Source organism: Exiguobacterium sp. s21 (assembly GCF_018617975.1).
In the GTDB taxonomy this organism is placed as follows: Bacteria; Bacillota; Bacilli; order Exiguobacteriales; family Exiguobacteriaceae; genus Exiguobacterium; species Exiguobacterium mexicanum_A.
The window spans coordinates 136,069-157,365 of the sequence record NZ_JACSLF010000003.1 but is presented as its reverse complement, the minus strand read 5'-3'; the positions used below and the strand labels follow the sequence as shown (position 1 = coordinate 157,365).

General features: G+C 53.1%; 22 protein-coding genes and 2 other annotated features. Of the genes, 16 read left to right on the top strand and 6 right to left on the bottom strand.

What is annotated here, in order from left to right; translation table 11 throughout:
- Positions 1-160: 160 nt before the first annotated feature.
- The 3 genes from KNP06_RS05385 to KNP06_RS05375 form a co-directional block, all read right to left on the bottom strand.
- Entirely contained in the window at positions 161-685 is a 525-nt protein-coding gene (locus KNP06_RS05385) for a hypothetical protein (RefSeq protein ID WP_138858668.1), read from the bottom strand.
- A gap of 146 nt (positions 686-831) precedes the next feature.
- Positions 832-1,902 carry a GGDEF domain-containing protein gene (locus tag KNP06_RS05380; RefSeq protein ID WP_214788019.1) on the bottom strand — a complete coding sequence of 357 codons (1,071 nt, stop codon included), beginning with the start codon at positions 1,900-1,902 and terminating at the stop codon, positions 832-834.
- A 90-nt stretch (positions 1,903-1,992) separates the two neighbouring features.
- Positions 1,993-2,328, bottom strand: a complete 336-nt coding sequence (locus KNP06_RS05375; protein ID WP_214711292.1) for a hypothetical protein — start codon at positions 2,326-2,328, stop codon at positions 1,993-1,995.
- Between the two features lie 88 nt (positions 2,329-2,416).
- On the opposite strand from KNP06_RS05375, the gene KNP06_RS05370 reads away from it, so the two are divergent.
- The 6 genes from KNP06_RS05370 (at position 2,417) to KNP06_RS05345 (ending at position 6,534) form a co-directional block, all read left to right on the top strand.
- Positions 2,417-2,599 carry a hypothetical protein gene (locus tag KNP06_RS05370; protein WP_138858671.1) on the top strand — a complete coding sequence of 61 codons (183 nt, stop codon included), beginning with the start codon at positions 2,417-2,419 and terminating at the stop codon, positions 2,597-2,599.
- An 81-nt stretch (positions 2,600-2,680) separates the two neighbouring features.
- Positions 2,681-3,631, top strand: coding sequence for a peptide-methionine (S)-S-oxide reductase MsrA (msrA, locus tag KNP06_RS05365; protein ID WP_214711262.1), 951 nt, complete (start codon positions 2,681-2,683; stop codon positions 3,629-3,631).
- Positions 3,632-3,644: 13 nt separating this feature from the next.
- On the top strand, positions 3,645-4,940 hold the full coding sequence (locus tag KNP06_RS05360; RefSeq protein ID WP_214711263.1) for a DUF2252 domain-containing protein: 1,296 nt from the start codon (positions 3,645-3,647) through the stop codon (positions 4,938-4,940).
- Positions 4,941-5,008: 68 nt separating this feature from the next.
- Complete coding sequence (locus tag KNP06_RS05355) at positions 5,009-5,281, top strand: DUF5327 family protein (RefSeq protein ID WP_058764957.1); 273 nt, start codon at positions 5,009-5,011, stop codon at positions 5,279-5,281.
- A gap of 105 nt (positions 5,282-5,386) precedes the next feature.
- Positions 5,387-5,752 (top strand): rhodanese-like domain-containing protein, encoded by a 366-nt coding sequence (locus KNP06_RS05350; RefSeq protein ID WP_035385631.1) that lies wholly within the window; start codon positions 5,387-5,389, stop codon positions 5,750-5,752.
- 149 nt (positions 5,753-5,901) lie between these two features.
- Entirely contained in the window at positions 5,902-6,534 is a 633-nt protein-coding gene (locus KNP06_RS05345; RefSeq protein WP_029594572.1) for an HAD family hydrolase, read from the top strand.
- 38 nt (positions 6,535-6,572) lie between these two features.
- Here the strand turns inward: KNP06_RS05345 and KNP06_RS05340 are convergent, their stop codons facing one another.
- Positions 6,573-7,985, bottom strand: coding sequence for an NAD-dependent succinate-semialdehyde dehydrogenase (locus KNP06_RS05340; RefSeq protein WP_214711264.1), 1,413 nt, complete (start codon positions 7,983-7,985; stop codon positions 6,573-6,575).
- Between the two features lie 88 nt (positions 7,986-8,073).
- Between KNP06_RS05340 and KNP06_RS05335 the strand changes: the two genes are divergently transcribed.
- Both KNP06_RS05335 and KNP06_RS05330 read left to right on the top strand, forming a co-directional pair.
- Entirely contained in the window at positions 8,074-8,589 is a 516-nt protein-coding gene (locus KNP06_RS05335) for a glycerol-3-phosphate acyltransferase (protein WP_029594574.1), read from the top strand.
- Positions 8,582-10,174, top strand: coding sequence for a GNAT family N-acetyltransferase (locus KNP06_RS05330; protein WP_214711265.1), 1,593 nt, complete (start codon positions 8,582-8,584; stop codon positions 10,172-10,174). Before KNP06_RS05335 ends, KNP06_RS05330 begins: the two co-directional genes overlap by 8 nt.
- On the opposite strand, the gene KNP06_RS05325 is transcribed toward KNP06_RS05330, so the two are convergent.
- Positions 10,113-11,750 carry an ABC1 kinase family protein gene (locus tag KNP06_RS05325; RefSeq protein WP_214711266.1) on the bottom strand — a complete coding sequence of 546 codons (1,638 nt, stop codon included), beginning with the start codon at positions 11,748-11,750 and terminating at the stop codon, positions 10,113-10,115. The two genes, KNP06_RS05330 and KNP06_RS05325, sit on opposite strands and share 62 nt — an antisense overlap.
- Positions 11,751-11,850: 100 nt before the next feature.
- Here KNP06_RS05325 and KNP06_RS05320 point away from each other — a divergent pair, with 100 nt between their 5' ends.
- The 3 genes from KNP06_RS05320 to KNP06_RS05310 all read left to right on the top strand — a co-directional run bounded on the left by KNP06_RS05320 (position 11,851) and on the right by KNP06_RS05310 (position 14,825).
- A complete protein-coding gene (locus tag KNP06_RS05320; RefSeq protein ID WP_214711267.1) occupies positions 11,851-12,450 on the top strand; it encodes a trimeric intracellular cation channel family protein in 600 nt (199 codons plus the stop codon).
- A 14-nt stretch (positions 12,451-12,464) separates the two neighbouring features.
- Positions 12,465-12,830 carry a DUF423 domain-containing protein gene (locus tag KNP06_RS05315; RefSeq protein ID WP_029594578.1) on the top strand — a complete coding sequence of 122 codons (366 nt, stop codon included), beginning with the start codon at positions 12,465-12,467 and terminating at the stop codon, positions 12,828-12,830.
- Positions 12,831-13,289: 459 nt separating this feature from the next.
- Complete coding sequence (locus tag KNP06_RS05310) at positions 13,290-14,825, top strand: murein hydrolase activator EnvC family protein (RefSeq protein WP_029594579.1); 1,536 nt, start codon at positions 13,290-13,292, stop codon at positions 14,823-14,825.
- A 96-nt stretch (positions 14,826-14,921) separates the two neighbouring features.
- Here KNP06_RS05310 and KNP06_RS05305 read toward each other — a convergent pair whose 3' ends face one another.
- Positions 14,922-16,289, bottom strand: a complete 1,368-nt coding sequence (locus tag KNP06_RS05305) for an amino acid permease (RefSeq protein ID WP_371743441.1) — start codon at positions 16,287-16,289, stop codon at positions 14,922-14,924.
- 189 nt (positions 16,290-16,478) lie between these two features.
- Positions 16,479-16,708, top strand: a binding site (T-box leader).
- 50 nt (positions 16,709-16,758) lie between these two features.
- Positions 16,759-16,983, top strand: a binding site (T-box leader).
- A 56-nt stretch (positions 16,984-17,039) separates the two neighbouring features.
- Between KNP06_RS05305 and trpD the strand changes: the two genes are divergently transcribed.
- Genes trpD through trpA form a run of 5 tightly spaced genes read left to right on the top strand, consistent with a single transcriptional unit; the run spans position 17,040 to position 21,274 of the window.
- On the top strand, positions 17,040-18,029 hold the full coding sequence (trpD, locus tag KNP06_RS05300; RefSeq protein ID WP_138858678.1) for an anthranilate phosphoribosyltransferase: 990 nt from the start codon (positions 17,040-17,042) through the stop codon (positions 18,027-18,029).
- Entirely contained in the window at positions 18,026-18,787 is a 762-nt protein-coding gene (gene trpC / locus KNP06_RS05295; protein WP_214711268.1) for an indole-3-glycerol phosphate synthase TrpC, read from the top strand. The genes trpD and trpC overlap by 4 nt, the downstream gene beginning before the upstream one ends.
- Positions 18,763-19,335 (top strand): phosphoribosylanthranilate isomerase, encoded by a 573-nt coding sequence (locus KNP06_RS05290; protein ID WP_058764939.1) that lies wholly within the window; start codon positions 18,763-18,765, stop codon positions 19,333-19,335. The genes trpC and KNP06_RS05290 overlap by 25 nt, the downstream gene beginning before the upstream one ends.
- Positions 19,317-20,498, top strand: a complete 1,182-nt coding sequence (gene trpB / locus KNP06_RS05285) for a tryptophan synthase subunit beta (protein WP_021066001.1) — start codon at positions 19,317-19,319, stop codon at positions 20,496-20,498. Before KNP06_RS05290 ends, trpB begins: the two co-directional genes overlap by 19 nt.
- Positions 20,498-21,274 carry a tryptophan synthase subunit alpha gene (gene trpA / locus KNP06_RS05280; RefSeq protein ID WP_138858681.1) on the top strand — a complete coding sequence of 259 codons (777 nt, stop codon included), beginning with the start codon at positions 20,498-20,500 and terminating at the stop codon, positions 21,272-21,274. The genes trpB and trpA overlap by 1 nt, the downstream gene beginning before the upstream one ends.
- Positions 21,275-21,297: the final 23 nt, after the last annotated feature.

Here is a 21,297-nt window from a genome sequence, read left to right as displayed (position 1 = left end):
AAAAGAGTGTCGTGGAGGGGAATCCACGTGACGTATTGGTTTGGGGAACGTTTACGTCAAGCTTTGGGAGCTACAACTAAAGTATAAGTGATAACGATTCTCATTGTCAATTAGTAAAATGTACAAAAAAACCGCAAACCAAACTGTTTGCGGATTGTTGTCAGCTCGACGGTACGCCCTTGCGAAGCGTGAAGCGAAGTAAGCTGAACAAGTAACGAGTATAGAAGAGCGCGAACGCATAAAATACCGCGATGGCAGAAGCACCGAGTTCAACACCTGGAATGTTCATCAAGAACTCGAGGATGAGAATCGACAGCAAGAAAATGTAAAGACCTGCATCAAGATAGAGCGGCATTAATTTTCCGCGTTGGTGCCAGAACGTCCGGACGAGCGGTGCGACGATCATCCCGATGATGCGTTCCGCGAACCCGATGCTGAGCACGGCAATCATGAAGGCGGCGACCGTCTCGAACGATACGAGTTCTGAGAAGGCGAACATGGAGATGAGTAGGAGCGGACCGATAAAAATCATCATCGAGAGGGACGTGCGTAAAAAGATAAACAAGTTCCGTTTCATCGTATCGACTCCCCCGAAGAGCGACTGCCGGAACGTCTTGCCACGTTGATAGTCGAGGATGAACGATCCCACAAACATCAAACCGAATAGTGATAACAATACTGTCATGAAATGTGTTTCCCCTTTTTCTGTCCAAATCTATGATCACTGTAAGGATAGTCGAATCAAAGTCTAGCCTAGTGTACCGATTCACTAGTTGAAAGTAAAGCGGGAAAACTGCGGAAAATCGCAATCTTTTGCGAACATGAGGCGCTTTACGACGCCAGAATGAATCGATTTCGTCCCGATTCCTTTGCGTGGTATAACGCTTCGTCGGCATGTTTCAACACGCTGTCGACTTCGATATCGTTCGAATGGCAGGCCCCGAGCGAAACGGTGATATGGAGCGTCCCCGCGCTCGTCTCGAACGGGAACGTCGAGACTTTTTCTCGTATAGATTCAGCGAGGCGAGTCACTTCATCTCGATTGGCGTTCGGCATGATGATTAAAAATTCTTCTCCACCGAAGCGACCGACGAGATGTCGTTCCTCGCTCTCGGCGACGAGTAGCATGCCGAGTTCACGTAATACGTCGTCGCCGACGTCATGGCCGTACGTGTCGTTGACGCGTTTGAAGTGATCGATATCGACGAGAATCAAGGCGTATTCTTTCGCCTCGACGTTCAAATTGGCCATCGCTTCATTCAACAAGCGCCGGTTGGCGATGCCGGTCAGTGCGTCCGTCCGGGCAAGTTGTTGCTGATGCTGGACGTTCTCAAAGTGACGGCGCAGCTCATGCAACAGGCGATAGGCCGCACACGCTCCGACGTATGCCATGATGGTATAGACAAATAAGATTGGATAAAGCAGCTCCAGTGGTAACGCATAATAAAGAGCCGATCCAAAGACGCCAACGCTGATGGTCGTAAAAACGAGTAGTGTATTTCGGGTATTGTCGAGTTTCAAGCGTAATAGACTGGTCGGGACGACAAGGCTAGTCATTGTAAGGACAGCCAAATAAAAGCCGACATACTCACCATCCGTGATCATAAAGAACCGACCGATCAAAAAGATGATTCCGGCAACGGCTCCACTGACCCAACCGCCGAACAGGACGGCGAGTGAGATTGGGATGGAGCGCAAATCAATCAGGATACCTTCAAGCGGCAGTGCGTTCGCCAGTAAAATCAAGGCGACGACCCCGGTTTGAACGCCGAGCAGGATTCTGCCTTTCAACGGCGATTTCGGTGTGAGTCGTGGATGGTTGCGGAAAGGGAGAAACGAAATCGTGAATAACGTGAACAGGATACACAGATTCAGAAAAAATGAGTTGATGATTGTGAGCATGAACGCATCCCCTAACGTGAAATGGAAATAATTAGTTTCAGTTTAGCATATTCAAATCAAGTTGACGCTCTTTGAATGAAGGGAATGTGTTCACCATTCCCGCCATTCTTCCGTCACGTCTTCTGTTGTCTCATAACCAGCTAGAACGGCACCGGCTTGTATGAAGTCGTACAATTCCTCACGCTCGACCGTCTCGATGAAATGGTCGTGATCTTCATCAATTTCGTTTAAACGCAATACGACGTCGCGGACGGCCGTTAACACGTTTACTTCCGTCCCGTCTGCATGTGTCAAGGCGGTCACGTACCGTCGGAGCACGGCATCGACTGCAAAGATGATCTCGACGGTATACACGTCATCGCCTTCATTCATCCGGTCTTCCCACATCAGCGTCGGGCGATTGGCCCATAACCGTTCAACCTCCATACTAGGTGCCTCCTTTAAAATGGAACATCATCTTCCACTCTATCTTAACAAATAAGTTTGGTATGATAGAGAAAAAGGGGGACTGTCCGTGCGGTATTGGGATCATTTTAAGCGAGCCTTCATTCCGATCGCGCTCATCTTGATCGGGTTAGCCATCTTTTATACATTATCGGCTCGAGGGAATATGGCGTTGACCGTGCTCGGGGCGCTTATCGTCGGCGTCATCTTATTTTTAGTGATGCGGCACATGAATCAGGTCGAGGAAGACTAAAACGAGAACACGTTCGTGGTTCTCGTTTTTTGTTGTCGACGAGATTTTTTGGGTACACTACATAGTAAGGAGGGATTTATTATGGCAAAAGCTACATTCGCGGGAGGCTGTTTTTGGTGCATGGTCAAACCGTTTCATAAATACGAAGGGGTCGAGCAGGTCATTTCTGGCTACACGGGCGGGCACGTCGACAACCCGACCTATCAACAAGTCTGTTCGGAGACGACCGGTCACCTTGAGGCGATCGAGGTCACGTTTGACCCGGAAGTCATTTCCTATGAGGAACTGTTGCGCATCTATTGGCGTCAAATCGACCCGACCGATGGCGGCGGACAATTCAATGACCGCGGTGAATCGTATCGACCGGCCATCTTCTATCATTCGGAAGAACAGCGCGTGGCAGCGGAACGTTCAAAGCAAGAAATCGAGGACTCAGGTCGATTCGACCGACCGATCGAAGTCGAGATTCGTCCCGCGAAAACGTTTTGGGAAGCCGAAGACTATCATCAAGACTACTATAAGAAAAATCCGTTCCGTTACGAGATGTATCGGGTCGGTTCAGGCCGCGCCAAGTTTGTGAAAGAGGCGTGGAGCGACAAGAAAATTCAGAAAGAACTGAAAGACCGCTTGACGCCGATCCAATATAAAGTCACGCAAGAGAACGGGACCGAGCCCCCGTTTCAAAATGAGTATTGGGACGAGGAACGAGAAGGATTGTATGTCGACGTGATTGATGGTACGCCGCTCTTCACGTCGCGCGACAAGTTCCAGTCGAATTGCGGCTGGCCGAGCTTCGCCCGTCCGATCGAGGAAAAGCGTATCGACATGAACATGGACACGACGCACCATATGGTCCGGACGGAGGTCCGCTCGAAAGGAGCCGACAGTCACCTCGGTCACTTATTCGATGACGGCCCGAAAGAACTAGGCGGTCTGCGCTACTGCATCAACTCGGCAGCACTCCGTTTCATTCCAAAAGAAGAGTTAGAGTCTGCAGGTTATGGAGAGTACAAGCACTTATTCGATACGTGAAGGAGAGAAGGTCATGTTCACATCCGTCAAACAACAGATCCGTCGTGAGACGCTCGCGACCGTCTTGGACTATTACGACAAATCGATTCGGAATCTATCGGAAGCCGCCAGAGACGAGAAGTATAACAAGATGAGCGCGACACCGTTCTCGTTTTTCCGGGGGAGTTCGCACTTGTTCTATTACGACTTTGCGAAAGTCCCGCTCGCGTTCGATACGGATGCGTCCCATCCGACGTTCATTCAAGGAGATCTCCATTTTGAGAATTTCGGTGTGTTCGAGGATGGCGCCGGGACGATCATTTACGATGTGAACGATTTTGATGAGGCGTATCTCGGCTCTTATTTGTTTGACGTGCTGCGCATGGCCATCTCGGTCGACTTGTTTGCCGCCGAGTCAGGTTTTGACGCAACTCGGGCCATCGAGACGTATGCCGACACGTATGCGCGCGCGATGGAGCGCTATGCGAATGGGAAAGACGAGGATGTCCAATTCACGAAAGCAAACACGTGCAAAGCGATCAAGAAAGTGATTAAAAAGGCCGAGAAGAAGAAAGACGCGTTCATGGCCGAGCGGACGGAAGTGCGGGATGAGGAGCGTTACTTTGCGACGAGTGACGACCTCGTTCCGGTCAGTCCGAAGACGGCGAAGCAAATCAAGCAGGCATGGCCTGACTATTTGGCATCCTTGTCGGAAAAGCATCGTCACCACGCCGACCATTATGAGATTAAAGACATCGCCATCAAACGGGAGAGCGGTACCGCTTCAATCGGGCTCGAACGGTATTATATTTTGATTGAAGGCGCGGACGAGGAGCATGACGAGGATATCATTCTCGAAATGAAGCAGGCGCAATCAGCTGTCCCGTCTCTCTTCTTGCCGACGCATCCATTGTTTGAGGACGGGCTGTCCCATCAAGGGGCCCGTGTCATCGCGGCTCAGCGTGCCATGGTGCACAGTCGTAACCCGTATCTCGGCTACTTGACGATTGATGGGAATGAATACTACGTCCGTCAGCGGTCACCGTATAAGCGAAAAGTGAAAGCGAAGCACATCAAGAATGAGGAATCGCTCATCGAGACGTTGAAAGTGCAGGCGGAGATCACCGCCAAGATTCATGCCCGGGCGGACGCGGACGCAAACGTGCTCGATTATGAGGCGAGTGAACGGATTGCTTCGGCCATCGGCGTCTCCCGGCCGCTGTTCATCCGTCAAATCACAAGGTGGTCCCAATTTTACGCCAATCAAGTCAGGTTCGACTTTGAGGCGTTCCAATCTTGGCTTAAGACGCGTGCGGAGACCCACGTCTGACGAGCATCGGACTTGCGGCCAGCCCCTCGTTTGCCTCAGAATGGAACGGTAAAGGATGTGTGCGATAGATGATTACGGAACAACAGGTCATCCTGCAGATGAAGCAAGTGATGACACAAATCGAACAATCGAGCGGAGAGGCCCAGAAGCGCCACTTGGCCAAGCTGATGGGGTATTGCGAGCTACTGCTCGCCGATTCGGCTCCGACGCAACAAGCAGTGGTTCCTGTGGCCCAACCGGTCGAGTCGAAGCCGCCGCTCGATCGCCAGATGGCGGCGTTCCTTGGAATTCCGCTTGAAGAAGAGGATAAACCGAAAACTGATTCATTGCTCGACTTTTAAGCTGTGCCCTGTGGCACAGCTTTTTTTGTGAGGCGTTCGCGTTGACTTATATACCATAGGGGGTATAATTAGGTTAACTAAAATATAGCTAACGGAGGCGTGACTATGCTTGACTTCTTGTTTGTTGCAGTAGTGATTGGATTGATTTATTTTTGGTGGACGAAGCGAAACAGCGTCAAAACAGTTTCGACGGATGAATTGAAACGGAAGATTGCCGAAGAGCGAAACATTCAACTGCTCGACGTTCGTGAACCACACGAATACCGGGGCGGGCATATCAAGCAAGCGAAAAATGTGCCGTTATCGGGATTCGGGAACGCGAGTGCCCAATATCCGAAAGATAAAGAACGTCCGGTCTACGTCATCTGTCAAAGCGGGATGCGAAGTCAACGGGCCGCGGCCATGTTGAAGAGCGCGGGTTATACGGACGTCTACTCGGTCAAAGGCGGTATGAGTTTCTGGCGTGGCTGACAGTTCTCGGTTGAACATTTGTTCAGCCGTTTTTTTATGGACTCTGAATTTCACTTTTAGAGGTGAGATTTGCGTGTGACGTTTCCGCTTTCGGTTTTCAGGGGATTCTGCTACGGTAGGAACATAGGAAAGAGAGAGGGGACCAGACAATGGCAGTCATTTTATTTGATATCGATGGGACGCTCGTCGACACGACCGGACCGATGACGCAAGCAATCCACGAGGCGTTGGAACAACTTCCACATTTACCGAAACCGAGCGAGGACGCGGTCCGATCGGGATACGGATTGGCCGGTAACGCATTTTGGGAGCACGTCATCCCGGAGGCGACAATCGAGGAGATCCGCCAAATTCGCAAACTTCGTCATGAGACGCTCGAACGAGCGATGGAAGGCCAACACGTCTTGTTCGACGGGATTTACGAGATGCTCGAGGCGCTTCATAAAAAAGGGCATACGTTGACGACCGCGAGCAACTGCGGCGTCCATTATTTGAACCTGATTCTTGACTCGCAAAACATTCGCCAGTTCATGACGGCGCCAGAATGCCTCGAATCCGTAAGTGGTGAGAAAAAAGCCGACATTTTGACGGCGCATCGCCTCCGTCACGGCGAGAACGACTATGTGATGGTCGGGGACCGGAAATCGGATGTCGAAGCAGCTCGGGCCCATGACTTCCCGGTCGTCTTGACTGGCTTTGGGTTTGGAAACGAGGATGAATGGGCTCTCGCGGATCATGTGATTGCGACGCCGAACGACTTGATTACGTATATCGAATCATAAAAAAATCCGGTTGAACATCGCGTTCAACCGGAATTTCTTTAAAGGCCAAGCGAGATATATTTGATTTCCAAAAATTCTTCGATGCCATGGTGACCACCTTCACGTCCGAGACCGCTCTGCTTCCACCCGCCGAACGGTGCTTGCGGTGTCGACGGGAGACCGTCATTGACTCCGACGATGCCGTATTCGAGCGCTTCGGCCAAATAGAGGGCCTCGTTGATGTCTTGTGTGAACACGTAGGCGGCGAGACCGAACGGGGTCGCGTTCGCCCGCTCAATCACTTCCTCGAGCGTATCGAACGACGCGATTGGGGCGACGGGCCCAAACGTCTCCTCGTTCATACATAGCATATCCTCATTCGCATAGCGGACGACGGCCGGTCGGACGAACAATCCGTCGAGCTGTTCGCCACCCGTGATTTCCCCGCCCCGGATTTGGGCGTCTTCCAAGTGCTTCATGACTTTATCGACCGCAGCCTCGTCGATGAGCGGGCCGATGTCTGTCCCTTCATCGAGTCCGTTCCCGACTTCGAGCGCCGCGACGGCCTCGATGAATTTTTCGGAGAACGCATCGACGATGGACTGCTCGACATAAATCCGGTTGGCGCAGACACACGTCTGTCCGCCGTTACGGAATTTCGTGGCGACGGCTTGCGGGACGGCCTTGTCGAGATCTGCCTGCGCCGTTACGATGAGCGGGGCGTGACCACCGAGCTCGAGCGAGATTTTCTTCATTGTATCGGCGGCGCCGCGCATGAGCGTCTTGCCGACCTCGGTCGAACCGGTGAACGTCAATTTGCGGACACGGGGGTCGTGTTGCCACGTGTTCACGATGTCAGAAGCTTTCCCGGTGACAAGATTGATGACACCGGGTGGGAAGCCTGCTTTCTCAGCCAGTTTGACGAGTTCGATCGCCGTCAATGGTGTCGCTGATGCCGGTTTCAATACGACGGTACAACCTGCGGCAAGCGCCGGCGCCAATTTTCGGGTGATCATGGCGGCCGGGAAGTTCCATGGGGTGATGGCGGCGACGACGCCGACCGGTTGTTTAATGGCAAAGATGCGTTTCTTGTTTGACGATGCCGGAATCGTCTCGCCGTACACGCGCTGACCTTCCGCGGCGTACCACTCGATAAAGCCGTTCGCATAGCGGACTTCGCCGATGGCTTCTTGGAGCGGCTTGCCTTGCTCTTCGACCATCGTCCGAGCGATGGCTTCCGTATGTTCATCGATCAGTCGATTCCATTCGAGCAGGAGGGCGCCTCGTTCTTCTGCCGTTTTCTCTTGCCAGTCCTTCAAGGCGTCGTGGGCGGCATCGACAGCCTGTTTCGCTTCGGCGGTGTCGCTCTTTGTCACCGTGGCCATAATGTTGCCGGTCGCGGGATTCCGCACCACGATCGTGTCCGATGTATCAATCCATTCTCCGTTGATGAAATTGTTCTCCACTCGCATCTTGATTTCCCCTTTCGTCTAGGTGCACATTAAGAAGGTACCCGATTTCAAAAATCATACACAATTTTACAACGGGGGAGGGGTCGCTATGTGGGTCATCATCTTGGGCTATGTCGTCGGCAGTATACTTGGCGGGCGCTTATACGGCAGGTGGAGCGGTCAAGACTTGGCAACGAGTGGGTCGGGAAACACCGGTGCCCGCAATGCGTTACGGATTGGCGGGAAGCGAGCGTTCTTGTTCGTTTACGGATTCGACGTCTTGAAGACGGTACTCGTGTTGTCAATCAGCGGTCCATATTTTTTTGAGACCGGACTCGCCTTGACGCTCGGGCACATTTATCCGATGTGGCATATTCGCACCGGTGGGAAGGGGTACGCCGTATTTTCTGGAATTATATTAGCGTACAGCCCGTTATGGTTTTTAGCAGGACTTGCCATGTTGCTCATTCTCATCAAACTGACGCGTAACTCGCGCGAGACGGGGCTTGTCATGCTCATGCTCTTGCCGCTCGCGGCCTGGGGGGACGCAACAGATGTCAGTGTGGCCAGTTTGACGATGATTTTGATCATGTACCATCATATAAGGGGGAAACAACGTGCTTGAATTTCGAAGAGCGACGCCGGGGGATGCGGAAGCGATTCATCGATTGAACTATGAGACGTTTGTCGAAGAAATCCCGCAACACCATCCGAACGAGGAGCGACGACTCGTCGATCGCTTCCATGATACGAATACATACTGGATTGGGTTGGCAGACGGGCAGCTCGTCGCCATGTGTGCCATCCGTGACGAACACCCGTTTTCACTTGAACAAAAAGGTGTGACGCTGCCGCCGGGAGAGTGGATTGAAGTCCGACTATTGGCTGTGACGCCCGCCTATCGGAACACAAGGACGTTTGCCGGACTTATGCGAGCGATGCTCATGGAAGCGACAGACCGGGGTGTGGAAGGGATTGTCATCAGCGGAACCGTACGCGAACAGAAGCTATATCGACGGTTCGGGTTTATCCCGTTCGCAGAACCGGTCGGGACGGCGGAGGCGTTATACGTGCCGATGCAGTTGACGCGCTCTGGGTTCATGCAGTCAGAGACCGCTCGAACGTTGCGGCCAAAGTTACTCCTCGCCGGTCCCGTCGAACTGTCGAATCAAGTGCGCGCTGCGCTTGCCGCTCAGCCGGTATCACATCGGTCGACTGAGGCCAGCCGTTTGCTCCATTCGGTCCAGTCGAGGCTGAGCCATCTCGTCAAGTTGCCTCATGTTTACACATTACTCGGGAGCGGGACGATTGCGAACGATGCCGTCGCTGCCCAGTTGCACGGACGTGGCGTGATCATCGACACAGGGGAGTTCGGACGGCGGCTGATTGACCATGCCAATCGGGCTGGTCTTGAATTTGATGTCGTCCCGCTTTCGGCTGGGCGTCGTCTCGACTTAAAGCGAATCGGACAACATGCACCAGATTGGATTTGGACGGTCCATTGCGAGACGTCGACGGGGAAGCTGGTCGATTTGGACCAGTTGCGTAAGTATGCACACACACATCCGACGAAGATTGCGATTGATGCCATCAGTGTGGTTGGGACGAAAGTGACCGACTATTCGTTCGCGCATCTGGTGACGTTCGTCTCGGGCAAAGCGCTCCGAAATGCCCCTGGATTGGCGTTTGTCGCCATGCGAGATCGAGCCGTCCCGAACCCGTCGATTCCGCGTTATTTAGACTTGGCAGGCTATGACCCAATCGCCTTCACGCAATCGGTCCCGCTCATTCAAGCGATGGACGTCGCCTTGCGCGAACTGACGGACGCGGAGATTGCGACCCATCAATCCAAACTTGATGCGTTCGTACATGAACTGGTGCGCCGCGGTATATCGGTTGAACTCGGGGACGATCAAGCGCCCGGCATTTTTTCGCTCGCGCTGCCAGACACACTGTCCTCGATTGAGCTAGGATATCAATTGGCGTTCCATGGCTATCAAGTGCAGTACGAGAGCGTTTATTTGCGGCGTGCGAACTGTCTCCAAGTCTCCACGATGGGATGGACGACCGACCGGGATTTGCAGCAAGTCGCCGCCTATATCGGTACGTGGCTCCAGAAAAAAACCGCCACTCCAGGGAGTGACGGGTTCAGACGCGGAAATCTTGGCGGGCCAAATGACGAATCTTTCGACCGAGGCGTCTTGAGTTGAAGTAGGCGACGACGGCGACGACCCCACCTGACCAAAACAGCCACTCATCCGGTCGGAGATAGCCGAATAGCCCGACGACGAGGCCGAGGATGATGACCCCTGAGTTGAACGTCTGGCGGTGGAGCAGTTCTTTCGACTCGAGCTCACGTTGGAACATCGCTTGTTCGGACAGGCGCTTCCGGGTCGGCTCTTTCAAATAGTTATCGAGGAGTGGCGGGGCGTTCAGCAACTTCTTGCCGTAGTTGAGCGCCGTCATGACGTAACGGTTTTGAATTGTCGTGCCGTCGGCCTCGAGCCATTGAATGACAATCGGTTTACCGAGCGTAAACAAATCGATTTTTGAATCAAGGATTTGCAGAATCCCGAGCAACGTCGAAGCGGCCCGACCGAAGAAGGCGAACTCGGCCGGCAGTTGGATCGGCTCGTTCTTGACGAGCAGTTGGATATCTTGCAACACTTTTTCTATCAGCTTCGTATCGACCGTATCGATATCGGTCTCTAAATAGAACGTGACCGCTTTTTCAAGCGCTTGACGAATGTTATGCTTGTTCGCCGTCGGCAACAGGAAACGCAAGTCCTCAAGTCCGTCGACGACACCGTCATAATCAAGCGAGATGAACGCCTGCAAGATTTTACGGATCGTCGCCATGTCTTGGGCAGTCGATGACCCGACCATTCCGAAGTCGAGCAGGATGATCGTCCCGTCGGCCCGGATTTGGACGTTTCCTGGGTGGGGGTCGGCGTGGAATTGTCCGCCGAACAACAGTTGCTCGGCTGCCATCGTGAACAACCGTTTGGCAAGTGCGGAGCGGTCGATATTATTTTCTTTTAAGAAAGCGAGGTCGGTGATGCGGCGGGCTTCGACCCAATCCATCGTCAACACCCGATTCGTACAAAGGTGGTCATAATAGTCCGGGATGTACACGTCGGGGTTATCGGCGTATTTCGCTTTGAAATAATGGGCGTTCTTCAATTCGGTTTGGAAATTTAACTCGTCCCCGATGACAAAAATCATTTGGCGATATAAGCTATCTAAGTCGGTCGATTTTGCCAGCGATGTCCGCTTGAGCATCGTCGTGACGATTCGCATCGCTTTGAAGTCGGTCCGAATGATCTTTTCAATGTCTGGACGCTGGATTTTCAAGGCGACGCGCTTCCCGTTCTCAAGCAACGTCGCGCCATACACTTCCCCGATTGAGGCAGAGGCGACGGCGTCGATTCCGACGTCTTTCACAACTTGTGTATACGGGACGCCCCATTCTGCTTCCAGGATGGCGCGGGACTTGTCCCAGCCTGATGTAGGGACACGGTCGACGAGCTCGGATAACTCGTTCAATACAGAAGGAGGCAACAAGTCGGCCCGAATCGATAGAAACTGCCCGAGCTTGATGAGCAGCCCTTCGAGCCGGAGTGCGTTCCGCTTATACTCGCGGGCAAGGTTCAACATGAGCGTCTCATACTCTTCGGTTGACGCGAGACCTTGTTGCTGTTTGCGGGAGAATGCATAAATTTTAATGATGAATCGGGCGAACATCGTGACGATAATCCATATGCGGAACAAGGCGATTCGTTTCATAAAAGTACCGACATCCTTTACAAGCAGTCGCTCGACTGATCTGATTTTTTATATCTTAACTTTACCACAGAATGCTTTAAAGAAAGGGCAAGGGATATTTATGGAGTGGGAATTACTCAACGTCGTCGGAACGATTGCGTTTGCGGCGAGCGGTGCCATCATCGCGATGGACGAGAAATATGATATTTTGGGGGTATGGTTGCTCGCTTTCACAACAGCTTTCGGTGGCGGGGCCATCCGAAACGTCTTGCTCGGAAACCCGGTCAGTTTGATTTGGCAACAAAATGATCTCTTCATCCTTTGTTTTCTTGTCGCATTGCTCATCTTCCTGCTGCCAAACGTTGTTTTGCCGCATTGGGAACGCTGGGGCGTCATCGTAGACGCAATCGGTCTCGTCGCCTTCGCGTTTCAAGGAGCACAGGTCGCCATCAAGCTTGATTTACCATTATCGGCCGCGATTGCAGCGGCCGTTTTGACGGGTGTCGGTGGCGGGGTCGTCCGTGATTTGTTGGCCGGCCGAAAGCCTCTCGTCCTACAATCGGAAGTATATGCGATTTGGGCGATCATTATCGCGGTCGTCACATATTATTTCCGTCTTGAAGGAGGACTTCCTGTCTATACGTTACTTGTTGTCGTTGCGGCGCTTCGAGTGATATCCTACTATCGAAAGTGGAATTTACCTGCACGTAAAGTGCGATAAGGGGGAAATTAGTGATGAAAGCTTTACTTATTATTGGCGCCGCTTTAATGGCGCTCGGCGTCGCGTTCGGTGCGTTCGGGGCCCATGCGTTGAAAGAACGTCTGGCACCGAATATGCTTGCGAATTGGCAGACCGGTGTGCTCTATCATATGATTCACGCTATCGGCATCATCGCTTTAGCGAGCATTTTGATGAAAGTGAGCATTAGCCAGTTCAACACAGCAGGATGGCTCATGTTTGCCGGGATTCTCTTTTTCTCAGGCAGCCTGTATGTCATGGCATTGACCGGAATCACGAAGCTTGGAGCGGTCACACCAATTGGTGGCGTGCTGTTTATCGCCGCATGGGTGTTCGTCATCATCGGCGCATTCAAATTGTAATCAAACGTTAACGTCTGATTAACAGTCTTCCTGTATCATTCAAGGTGTGAGACCCCTTGTCTCCACACCGACGAACAATTGGCCCGTTTAGCCTTTTTCGCCTGGAGCGAGAGACTAAATAGGCCCTTTTTACGTTTTTTGGAAATGGTTAGACTTAGAAAAATACCTGGATTATACTTTTTTAATATAAGGTCAATAATTTCCTATTTTCATCTATTATTACAACTATGTTTCGAGAAAAGAAAAGTGAAAAAATGTTGAAATATAAAGGGGTGGGGAGCCGTATAAGGTTTCCCACCCCTTCGTCGTAATAAAAGTGAAATATAACTTTAACAGGAAAACATTCGACACTTCGATATAATTAGTCGTGTTGAAACTAAAAAAATAATCGTTTTTGTTACATAGCAAAACGACTGACCTTTAAATAGTACGTGAACCCTAACCCCGTCAATAGAAAGGATGTCCCCATTGATCAATTGGAAACGCACCGTCTCGACACTCACGCTTAGCGCGCTTCTTCTTGGGACGCACTCGGTGGCTGATGCCTCGACGTCAATCAAGGAGAAACAAGAGCAGCAGAAGAAAGTGCAAGAGCAACGGAATAACGTCAAACAGAACCAATCGAATACGTCTTCGAAAATTAAGCAAAATAAAAATGAAATCTCGAAAGTTCAAGCTGAAGTCAACAAGATGGATGCCCAACTTCAAGACATCATCAATGATGTCGCAGCGAAACGCCAAGAAATCAAGCGTACTGAGTTGAAAATTGAAGACCTCGAAGCTGACATTAAAGGCTATGAGAAGAAGATGAAGGCTCAAGAAGCAATGATGAAAGAGCGTATGGCCACGATGCAAACGAATGGCGGCGGCTCAATCAATTGGGCTGAGTTCATCTTCGGTTCGAAAAACTTCTCGGACTTGATCACACGGATGATCACGGCCGGAACGATTCAACGAAGCGACCAAGAGTTGTTTGAAGACTATGAAGCGACGCGTCAATCGTTACAAGAAGCGCAAGCATCACTTAAAGAAGAACGCACATCGCTCTTGAAGCAACAAAAAGCGCTAGAAGTACGTCAAGCTCAACTCGAGAAGAAGATGAAACAGCGCGAAGCTCGCATCAAAGAGCTCGAGGACAAGAATATCAAATTCGAATCGCAAATCTTCGACCTTCAAGAAATCGAAGCGACGTTAATCGCGCAAGAAGAAGCGATTGCGGCTGAGATTGAAGCGCAACGTCGTGAGGAAGAAGAAGCGCGTCGTCGTGCTGAAGAGGCGGCTCGTCAAGAAGCAGCCCGTAAAGCTGAAGAAGCTCGCCAAGCAGAAGCGGCGCAAGCAGCAGCAGCGGCCCGTCAAGCAGAAGAAGCAAGAGCGGCAGCGGCTAAAGCCGAGGCAGAACGAGCAGCAGCTCAAAAACAGCAGAACAATAACAATAATACCCAGTCGTCTTCATCTTCAAACCAGACGACACAAAATAGCACACCGGCACCGAAACCGGCTGCGCCAGCACCAAAGCCGGCGCCGGCACCAGCGCCTAAACCAGCTCCGATGGCACCGACCACATCGGCACCGGCACCATCGGGCGCAATGTTCATTCAACCGACAACGGGACGTTTCTCACAAGGATGGGGACCGGCAAGCGGTCAATTCGGCTACTCGTTCCATAACGGCGTCGATATCGCTGGACCTGTCGGAACACCAATCCGTGCCTCGGCAACGGGAACGGTCATCCGTGCCGGCTGGGGTGGCGCATACGGGAATCACGTCATGATTGCCCACGTCATCAACGGACAAGTTTGGACGACGGTCTATGCCCACATGAACTCGGTCTCAGTAAGCGCCGGTCAACGTGTGACACAAGGCTCGAACATCGGGACACTTGGGAACACGGGTAATTCTTCAGGCCCGCACCTTCACTTCGAGGTTCATCAAGGCAGCTACTCGTACTCAGGAACGAGCGCGGGTAGCACAGTCAACCCACGTCAGTTCTTCTAATGATCAACGAGGACCCGTCAATCGTGACAGGTTCTCGTTTTGTGTCCCATCAAAACCAAAAAACAAGCGCCTATCCGTTGCGGACAGGCGCTTGTTTCAGTTGGCTTGTTCGATGTCGTTTAATTGTTCGTTCGCTTTGCGGAAGTGCTCACGCACGAGATAGATGACGGTCAATCCGACCAACCACGGAATCCCGAACTTGAGCAAAATGTTGAAATCGGTGAACCATGTCGTGATCATGAGGCTGAGCAATAGTCCGGCACCGAGTAACGGCAAGAACGGGTAACCGATCATGCGGACCGGTAATTTGCGTCCTGTCCACTTTTTGCGGAAGAACAGGTGCGAGACGAATACCATGAACCATGTGAAGATGGCTCCGAACATCGAGATCCCCATGAGGAACGGATACGACGATTCCATGAACACTTGAAGCAGCGCCGCGAGAATGATTCCGCCTGTAGAGACGAGCAAGGCGGGCATTGGAATCCCGCTAGTGCTGACTTTTTTAAAGAGACGCGGAGCATCACCAGCTTCGGCGAGGGAATACATCATTCGCGTTGAAGCATAGAGCTGAGCGTTCATCGCTGACAACGCAGCGATCAAGATGACAAAGTTTAAAATGCCGGCTGCGCCAGGCACGTCGAACTGCTGCATGACGAGAACGAATGGGCTTTGATCAATCCCGGCTTGCTGCCAAGGGATGAGCATGAGCATGATGGCGATTGTGACGAGATAAAAGAACGTCAACCGGAATACCGTCGCACGTAGCGCTTTCGGGACGGCGCGGTCCGGGTCTTTCGCTTCGCCGGCCGTGACGGCGACGAGCTCGGTCCCGAGGAAACTGAAGAGGGAGATGAAAATCGTCACCCACATGCCGTAAAATCCGAAAGCGAAGAAGCCTTCATCGCCGGCTGTGATGGATTCAATCGGTGAAACGGGTTGACCGAACAGCGTGGCGGCACCGAGCACGATAAATAGAATGATGGCCGTTACTTTGATGAACGATAACCAGTATTCGGTCGTCCCGAACGTATGGACGTGCCGGGCGTTGACGTAGATGAGCAATCCGCCGAATACGGCGACCCAGACGAATCCGTTCACGTCGGGGAACCAGTACCGCATATAGATGGCGATTGCGCTCACTTCGACGCCGATGGCGAGGACGTTGGCGACCCAGTACGAGTAACGGACCAAAAAGCCGGCGAGCGGATGGACATAGCGTTCGGCGATTGTGCCGAACGAGCCCGAGGTCGGATGGGCGACGGTCATCTCAGCGAGACAGCCCATCAATAACAGGACGATGAAGGCTCCGATGGCGTAACTGACGAGCACACTCGGTCCTGCCGTTTGGATAGCGAGCCCGCTTCCGAGGAAGAGGCCCGTCCCGATGGCGCTACCGAGCGAAATCATCGTCAACTGCCGCGTGGACAGTTCACGTTTTAATTTGCTAGTTTCCAAAGTCAATTCTCCTTTAGTTGAGTGAAGTGTTGTTGGGGACGACTATAGCAGACAAAAAAATCAAGTGTCAACTCGCGAAATCGCAAAAGACGGTATCGATTCGGCCGCACCTATAGAAGCAAAGTTTTTTTACATGCTTTTGTTTGACAGGAGGTTTCTCGACCTGTATAGTACGAGTTAACTTAATTGAAACGAATAAAGGCGTCGACGAAGAGAAGTAACGACGGTCCCCGTATGACAGAGAGCTGATGGTTGGTGTGAATCAGTATGCGGGACGTCGCGAATGGACTTCCGAGCTCTAAACCGAAACTTTTAGTAGGCTTTAGCGGGTCACCCACCGTTACCATGGGAAAGCGGATGTTTGTCCGTGAAGTGGGTTCTACGGAACCAACGAAGGTGGCACCACGGGGTTACTCGTCCTTCTCATAGCGCAAGCTATGAGTCGGGCGGGTGACCCTTTTTCGTTTCAACACATCATAAATCAGTGATTGAGAAGAGTAGCGTGAACAAGTCTCGTTCAGAGAGCCGGGGGTGGTGGGATCCCGGCCGAGGCCATCACGTGAATGGGCTCATGAGAGCATGGCTGAATCAAGTAGGTCATGACGGTTTCCTCCGTTATCGGGATACGATGTGATAGCATCGGAAAGTGGGATCAATCGATCCAACGAGAGGTGGCACCGCGGTCCATACCGTCCTCCATACGACAGACGTCGTATGGAGTTTTTTTATACCCAAAATGCTTGAGGAGGAACGGACATGTTAACACGACTATTGACGAACCCATTGACGACGAATGAAATGAAACTGGCAGCGGCCGAGCTGTTCCAAGCCGATGAAGCGCAAATCGCCGAGGTGTTACTCGCCATGAAAGCGCGCGGTGAGACGGCTGAGGAGATGGCCGGACTCGCTGACTATATTCGTGAGGCGGCAACGTTCCCCGAGACGACGCTCCCTGTGCTCGACGTCTGTGGCACAGGCGGTGACGGGGCGAACACGTTCAACATCAGCTCGACGGTCGCGTTCGTCTTAGCGGGGCTCAACATCCCGGTCGCCAAACATGGGAATCGCAGCGTGTCGAGCCGGTCAGGCAGTGCCGACGTCCTCGAGTCATTGAATATCCCGATCGTCCAAAGTCATGAGGCGATGCTCGCCGACCTTGAGCGGACGAACTTGAGTTTCTTGTTCGCCCAACACATCCATCCGGTCATGAAACACGTCATGCCGGTCCGGAAACGACTCGCAACGGCGACCATCTTCAATCAAATCGGCCCGTTGACGAACCCGCTCAAGCCGAAGCGGCAATTGATCGGCGTGTACCATCCATCGCTCATCGAGAAGATGGCGACGGCGATGCGCCACCTCGGCGTCGAGCGCGGAATGGTCGTCCATGGGGCGGGCGGGCTGGATGAAGCGAGTCTCGCTGGAAGAAATGACGTCTTGTTCTTCAACGGCGACAAAGTGGCCCGTTACACCGTCGACCCGCGCGACGTCGGATTGATGCGAGCTCCGCTGTCGGCCTTGCAAGGCGGGACACCAGCTGAGAATGCGGCGACGCTCCTGGCCGTCTTGAACGGAGAGCAGGGATCGGCGCGAGACGTCGTCTTATTGAACGCCGCGCTCGCCCTCTGCACATATGGGACGGTCCAGACGCTTCGCGAAGGCGTCGCCGCGGCAACGGCAAGCATTGATGAAGGGCACGCCATCCGCGTGCTCAAACAATTACAACGAACGGAGGTTGGCGCATGAGCTACTTGACGAAAATCATCGGAACGAAAATTGAAGAGGTCACTCAAATGGAAGACATCGAGGTGACGCGGACGACAGCCATCTCATTACCGCTTTTAATGAAGGACGGCTTTCATGTCATCGCCGAAATTAAGCGGTCCTCCCCGTCAAAAGGAGTGATTCGCCAAGAAGTGGACGTCGTGAGCCGGGCCCGCACGTATGAACAGGCAGGGGCGACAATGATTTCCGTTTTGACGGATACGACCTACTTCAACGGTTCGTTCAACGACTTGCATGATGTCGCGGCCGCTGTTGAGATCCCAGTCCTCTGCAAAGACTTTATCATCGATGAACGACAGCTCGACCGGGCGAAGGAAGCTGGAGCGAGTGCGGCACTGCTGATTGTCGCGGCGCTCCATCCGAGCCGGCTTCATACCTTAAAACAGTATGCGCGGTCCATCGGCCTCGACGTGCTTGTCGAAGTTCATGATGAGGCCGAGCTCCAGACGGCGCTCGAACTGGGCGATGTATTGATTGGCATCAACAATCGAAACTTGAAGACGTTCGAGGTCTCGCTCGACACGTCGGTCGACTTGATGACGAAGTATCCAGATGTCGCGTTCGTCAGCGAGAGCGGCGTCAGCACAGGCGAGGCGGCCCGTCGGTTACAGACGGCCGGGGCCCGAGCGATTCTCGTCGGGGAGGCGCTCATGCGACAGGACGACCCGACAGCCTTGATTGAGGAGTTGACATCATGTTCGTTAAAATATGTGGACTGACGACCGAGGCCAGTGTCGCGACGGCGGTAGAGGCCGGAGCGGACGCCATCGGGTTCGTCTTTGCGGATAGCCCGCGCCAAATCGACATCGCGACGGCGCAACGGCTTCGAGGGTTCATCCCGGAAGATGTCCGAGTCGTCGGCGTATTTCTCGATCCAACAATTAAAGAGGTCGAAGCTGCCGTCGCTTGCGGGTTGACCGACATTCAATTGCACCGTCGGACACGGCCACTTGAAACGTTCCGTCAGTTCGGTCTCCCGATCATCGAAGCGGATCACGAGTCGGAGGCCGACATCATTTTACTCGACGCGCCAACGCCGGGTAGTGGGCAGGCGCTTGATTGGGAGACGCTCGAACGGCCGGAACAGACGTTTTGGCTCGCCGGTGGATTGAACGTCGACAATGTCGGTGCGGCGATTCGCGCCATGCGACCGGACGGCGTCGATGTCTCGAGTGGTGTGGAGACGAACGGACAGAAAGATCACGATAAGATTCGCGCGTTCATCCGACGCGCCAAGGAGGAAACACAATGTATACACAACCAGTGAACGGAAAGTTTGGACCATATGGCGGAAAATATATCCCTGAGACGCTCATGCAAGCAGTCGAAGAGCTCGAAGTGGCTTACGAGGAAGCGAAACAAGACCCTGAATTCCAGGAACGCTTCAACGATCTCCTCAGCGAATACGTCGGTCGAGAAACGCCACTCTATTATGCGGAGAACATGAGCCGCCGCCTCGGGACGAATGTCTATTTAAAACGAGAAGATTTGAACCATACCGGTGCCCACAAAATCAACAACACGATCGGCCAGGCGCTCCTCGCCAAACGAATGGGCAAACAAAAAGTCGTCGCCGAAACAGGGGCCGGACAGCACGGAGTCGCTACGGCGACGGTATGTGCGCTGCTCAATCTCGAATGTACGATTTTCATGGGTGAGGTCGACGTCGAACGTCAAGAATTGAACGTATTTCGAATGGAGTTACTCGGTGCGAAAGTCGTTCCCGTTAAGTCGGGGAGTCGAACGTTAAAAGATGCCGTCAACGAGGCGCTCCGTTACTGGGTCAAACATGTCGATGACACGCATTACGTGATGGGGTCGGTGCTCGGACCGCACCCGTTCCCGACGATGGTCCGCGATTTCCAAAGCGTTATCGGGACAGAGACACGTCGTCAAGTGCTCGAGAAGACAGGTCGTCTCCCTGACGCGGTCGTTGCCTGTGTCGGCGGCGGTAGCAATGCGATGGGCATGTTCTATCCGTTCTTGAATGACGAAACAGTCGCCTTATACGGTGTCGAGGCAGCAGGGAGCGGTGTCGACACGGACAAGCATGCGGCAACGCTCACGAAGGGCGAGGTCGGGGTGCTTCACGGGTCGCTCATGTACGTGCTCCAGGACGCAGCCGGGCAAATCCAGGAAGCCCACTCGATTTCGGCCGGACTCGATTATCCGGGTGTCGGACCAGAACACAGCTTCTTGAAAGATATCGAACGGGTCCGCTACGCGGCGGTCACGGACGAGGACGCACTCGCAGCCTGCATGTCGCTCAGCCGCCAAGAAGGGATTATTCCGGCACTTGAGTCATCGCATGCGCTCGCTTATGCGGAAACGCTCGCCCAAACGATGGACGAGGACGACGTGCTCGTCATCTGTCTATCTGGTCGCGGGGATAAGGATGTTCATACGATTCGAGAAAGGGTGACTCAATGATGAGATTAGATGAAGCGATTCGACAGCGGAGTGAAGGGACGGCGTTCGTCCCGTACATCATGGCCGGGGACGGCGGACTCGATCACTTGATTCCGACGATTGAACGGCTAGAAGCGATGGGAGCGACGGCCATCGAACTCGGAATTCCATTCTCGGATCCGGTGGCAGACGGTCCCATCATCGAGGCGGCTGGAATGCGCGCCCTCGAACAAGGTGTGACGTTGACGGACGTGTTGGACCATTTAATAGAAGGAACGGGTCGTTTTTCGGTGCCGATCGTCTTGATGACGTACTTGAATCCGGTGTTCCGGTTCGGGGTCGAGCGTTTCTTCGAGCGGGCGGCAGCGTCTGGGGTCAGTGGCGTCATCATTCCCGATTTGCCGTTTGAAGAGAGCCTCGATTTGTTCGCTGGCATCGATCGTCACGGAGTCGCGGTCGTACCGCTCGTCACGTTGACGAGCAGTCAGACCCGCATCGACACGATTCTGGATCAGGCGGAAGGATTCGTCTATGCGGTGACGCTCAAAGGGACGACTGGGAAGACGGACGTGTTCCCGGATGAGTTACTCGAGCACTTGCGTTCGTTGACGGCACGTTCGCCCGTACCGGTGCTCGCCGGTTTTGGTGTCCATCGCACCGATCAGGTCCGGACGCTCGGATCAGCCTGTGACGGGGTCGTCGTCGGTAGTTTCATCGTCGAGGCGCTCCATGCGGGACGTGAACAGGACGTGGCCACGTTGATTGCATCGGCGCGGACGGTCAACGCAAAAAAATAAGGGTCGTGCCTCGGCACGATCCT

Coding starts and splice junctions, on each gene's coding strand:
- KNP06_RS05385 (WP_138858668.1), bottom strand. CDS start 685: ATGACAGTATTGTTATCACTATTCGGTTTGATGTTTGTGGGATCGTTC.
- KNP06_RS05380 (WP_214788019.1), bottom strand. CDS start 1,902: ATGCTCACAATCATCAACTCATTTTTTCTGAATCTGTGTATCCTGTTC.
- KNP06_RS05375 (WP_214711292.1), bottom strand. CDS start 2,328: ATGGAGGTTGAACGGTTATGGGCCAATCGCCCGACGCTGATGTGGGAA.
- msrA (WP_214711262.1), top strand. CDS start 2,681: ATGGCAAAAGCTACATTCGCGGGAGGCTGTTTTTGGTGCATGGTCAAA.
- KNP06_RS05360 (WP_214711263.1), top strand. CDS start 3,645: ATGTTCACATCCGTCAAACAACAGATCCGTCGTGAGACGCTCGCGACC.
- KNP06_RS05355 (WP_058764957.1), top strand. CDS start 5,009: ATGATTACGGAACAACAGGTCATCCTGCAGATGAAGCAAGTGATGACA.
- KNP06_RS05350 (WP_035385631.1), top strand. CDS start 5,387: ATGCTTGACTTCTTGTTTGTTGCAGTAGTGATTGGATTGATTTATTTT.
- KNP06_RS05345 (WP_029594572.1), top strand. CDS start 5,902: ATGGCAGTCATTTTATTTGATATCGATGGGACGCTCGTCGACACGACC.
- KNP06_RS05340 (WP_214711264.1), bottom strand. CDS start 7,985: ATGCGAGTGGAGAACAATTTCATCAACGGAGAATGGATTGATACATCG.
- KNP06_RS05335 (WP_029594574.1), top strand. CDS start 8,074: ATGTGGGTCATCATCTTGGGCTATGTCGTCGGCAGTATACTTGGCGGG.
- KNP06_RS05325 (WP_214711266.1), bottom strand. CDS start 11,750: ATGAAACGAATCGCCTTGTTCCGCATATGGATTATCGTCACGATGTTC.
- KNP06_RS05320 (WP_214711267.1), top strand. CDS start 11,851: ATGGAGTGGGAATTACTCAACGTCGTCGGAACGATTGCGTTTGCGGCG.
- KNP06_RS05315 (WP_029594578.1), top strand. CDS start 12,465: ATGAAAGCTTTACTTATTATTGGCGCCGCTTTAATGGCGCTCGGCGTC.
- KNP06_RS05310 (WP_029594579.1), top strand. CDS start 13,290: ATGTCCCCATTGATCAATTGGAAACGCACCGTCTCGACACTCACGCTT.
- trpD (WP_138858678.1), top strand. CDS start 17,040: ATGTTAACACGACTATTGACGAACCCATTGACGACGAATGAAATGAAA.
- trpC (WP_214711268.1), top strand. CDS start 18,026: ATGAGCTACTTGACGAAAATCATCGGAACGAAAATTGAAGAGGTCACT.
- KNP06_RS05290 (WP_058764939.1), top strand. CDS start 18,763: ATGTTCGTTAAAATATGTGGACTGACGACCGAGGCCAGTGTCGCGACG.
- trpB (WP_021066001.1), top strand. CDS start 19,317: ATGTATACACAACCAGTGAACGGAAAGTTTGGACCATATGGCGGAAAA.
- trpA (WP_138858681.1), top strand. CDS start 20,498: ATGAGATTAGATGAAGCGATTCGACAGCGGAGTGAAGGGACGGCGTTC.